This is a genomic window from Streptomyces sp. B1866 (assembly GCF_031932565.1).
Classification (GTDB): Bacteria; Actinomycetota; Actinomycetes; order Streptomycetales; family Streptomycetaceae; genus Streptomyces.
The window spans coordinates 1-3,164 of sequence record NZ_JAVSCF010000418.1; the positions used below are offsets into that span (position 1 = coordinate 1).

At 80.6% G+C, this 3,164-nt stretch carries 2 protein-coding genes; both read left to right on the plus strand.

All coding sequences use genetic code 11. From position 1 onward, the window contains the following. Positions 1 to 152 precede the first annotated feature (152 nt). Positions 153 to 2,339, plus strand: a complete 2,187-nt coding sequence (locus RKE29_RS28905; RefSeq protein WP_312008672.1) for an IucA/IucC family protein — start codon at positions 153 to 155, stop codon at positions 2,337 to 2,339. 57 nt (positions 2,340 to 2,396) lie between these two features. Further along, complete coding sequence (locus RKE29_RS28910; protein WP_312008674.1) at positions 2,397 to 3,122, plus strand: GNAT family N-acetyltransferase; 726 nt, start codon at positions 2,397 to 2,399, stop codon at positions 3,120 to 3,122. Positions 3,123 to 3,164: the final 42 nt, after the last annotated feature.

The window sequence follows — 3,164 nt, forward strand, 5'->3', positions numbered from 1 at the left end:
GCCGCCCTGCCGCGCCCCGGCCGCACCGGCCCGGCGGCGGAAGCTGCGTCGCCCGCGCGAGCCGACCGGGGCGCCTGGCCCGCCCGGGTGCGCCGGAGCCCCGGCCCGCCGTCCGCACCGGGTGCGGGGCGGCCGCGCCGAAGGGCCGTGCGGTGACCTCCCGTACCGGCGCGGCCGTGCCCGCCGCCCGTACCGCCCCAGCGGTGGAGCCCGACCCGCTCGACCACCCGGTTCCGCGGGTGGCGGCGGACGCCGCGACCGTGGAGTGCCTGCTGCGCTGCTGGGTGCGCGAGACCGGCCCGCCGCGGCCGGCCGGCGGCGCGCTGCTGGTGCCGCTCGCCGCGACCGGCGGCGCCCTGCTGGTGCCGGTGCGCTACTGGTCGGCCACCGGCTGGCACCGTTTCGGTCCGCCCGCCCTGGAGAGCGCGCCCCCGGACGCGCCGCCGGTCGACGCGGTCACCCTGGCCGGGCTGCTGGCCCGCGAGGCGGGATACGGGCGGCGGGCGGCCGAGGCCCCGGGCGGCCCGGCGCCGCGTGCCGGCTCTCCCGGCGCCGGGCGGCCGGGAGCAGAGGGCGCCGGGGGCCGGGGGAGCGCGACAGGCCGGGTGCCCGCCGGTGCTCAGGACGGAGCGTGCCCCGGCCCGTCCGCCGGGGCCGCCGCGCCTGCCCGGGCCGCCCCGGCGGACGGACCGGAGGCCGGAGCCGTGGCCGCGTCCTCCGGGCCGTCCGCCGCGCCGCCCGCACCCGGCGGCACGGACCCCCTGCGCCCCGCGGCCGCCGCCGGGCCCTCCGAGACCGCCGCGGTCCGTGCCTGCCCGGCCGGGAGCCCCGGCCACCCGCCGGTGGCCGTCCCGGCCGGGGACCTCCCGGAGGCCGACGCCGCCGCGTTCGCTGGCCGCGTCGCCGACTCCGTGCGCCGCACCGCCGCCTTCCTCGGGTACCGCAGGGCCGAGCCCGCCGACCCCGGCACCGGCGGCCCGTTCCTCGCCGCCGAGCAGTCGGTCGTGCTCGGCCACCCGATGCACCCCGCTCCCGCCGGCCGCGAGGGCCTGACCGACGCCGAGTGCCGGCGCTACAGCCCGCAGGCGCGCGGCTCCTTCCCGCTGCACTGGTTCGCCGTCGACCGGTCCGTCCTGGCCGCCGACTCCGCCTGGACCGAGCGCGGCCGGGTCGTGCCCGCCGACCAGATCGCGGCCTCGCTCGCCGCGTCCGGCGTGCGGCTGCCCGGCGGCGCCGTACCCCTGCCGCTGCACCCCTGGCAGGCGCGGGAGGTCCGGCAGCGGACGGGCGTCGCCGAGCTGTTCGCGGCGGGGCTGCTGCGCGACCTCGGACCGTGCGGCGAGCCGTGGCACCCCACCTCCTCGGCGCGCACGGTCTACCGGCCCGGCGCGCCCGCGATGCTCAAGCTGTCGCTCGCCCCGCCGGTCACCGGCTCCCGGCGCGAGCACCTGCGCACGGAGCTGCACCGCGGGGTGGAGGTGCACCGCCTGCTGCGCGGCGGCCTCGGCGCCCGGCTGCGCGCGGCCTTCCCCGGCCGTCCCGGCTTCGACATCGTGCGCGACCCGGCGTGGCTGGCGGTCGACGGACCGGACGGCGGGCCGGTCGCCGGGCTCGACGTGGTCATCCGGCACTGCCCGTTCGGGCCCGCCGACGACGCCGCGTGCGTCGCCGGGCTCACCGCGCCGCGGCCGTGGCCGGGCCGCACCCGGCTCAGCTCCCGGCTCGCGCAGCTCGTCATCCGGCTCGCCGCCCGTACCGGCCGCCCGGTCCGGGTCGTCGCGGCCGAATGGTTCCTGCGCTACCTGCACGTGGTCGTACGGCCCTTGCTGTGGCTGGACGGCGAGGCGGGCATCGCGCTGGAGGCCCACCAGCGGAACACCCTGGTGTTGCTGGACGCCGACGGCTGGCCGGCCGGCGGCCGCTACCGCGGCAACCAGGGCTGCGCCTACCGCGAGTCCCGGCGCCCCGAGCTCCAGCGCCGCCTGCCCGGCGTCGGCTCGCGCAGCGGCTCCTTCGTCGCCGACCACGTCGCGGACGAGCGGTTCCTGTACGACCTGGGCGTCGACAACGTGCTCGGCCTCGTCGGCGCGTTCGGCTCCCAGCGGCTGTGCGACGAGCGGGTGCTGCTGGCCGCGCTGCGCCGCTTCCTGGCCGCCGCCGCGTCCGGCCCCGCCCGGCTGTCCTCGTCGCTGCCCGCCCGGTTCCTCGACTCGCCCACCCTGCGCTGCGGGGCCGACCTGCTCACCCGGCTGTACGGCCCGGACGAGCCGGTGGGCCCGGTCGAAACCCCGTCCGTCCACGTCACCATCGCCAACCCCCTCCACCCCGCCACGGCCTGACGCGCGGCCGCGTACCCCGCACGCCCCCGGCGCGTGGCCCGACCGAAGGAGAGCGCCGTGCCCTCCACCGACTCCAGCGCGACCTCCGGCACCGAGGACACCCTCGAACTGCCCCTCCTGGACGAGATCCCGCAGCGGCTGCCCGACGAACCCCCCGACGCCGCCGGCCCGGTGGCCTGCCCCTGCGCCCCGGGCCCGCACGACCGGTGCGGCGACCTGCTCGACCACCTCGCCGCCTGGGGCCCGCTGGACACCCCGGCGGGCGCCTTCCAGCTCGTCCCGGCCCGGGTCGAGCGGGACCTGCCGCTCATCGCCCGCTGGATGAACGACCCGTCCGTCGCCGCCTTCTGGGAGCTGGCCGGACCCGACGAGACCACCGAGAAGCACCTGCGCGCCCAGCTCGACGGGGACGGCCGCAGCGTGCCGTGCCTGGGCACCGTGGACGGCGTCCCGGTGAGCTACTGGGAGGTCTACCGCGCCGACCTGGACCCGCTCGCCCGGTACTACCCGGTCCGGCCGCACGACACCGGACTGCACCTGCTCGTCGGCCGCGTCGCCGACCGCGGCCGGGGCCTGGGGACGGCGCTGCTGCGGGCCGCCGCCGACCTGGTGCTCGCCCGGCGGCCGTCGTGCTGCCGGGTCGTGGCCGGGCCCGACCTGCGCAACACCCCCAGCGTGGCCGCCTTCCTGGGCGCCGGCTTCCGCTTCTCCGCCGAGGTGGACCTGCCCGGCAAGCGCGCCGCCCTGATGATCCGCGACCGCCGCCCGGGCCGCCCGGCGTGACCGCGCGCGGGCCCGGCCCGGCAGGCGCCGCGCCGGGCGGCC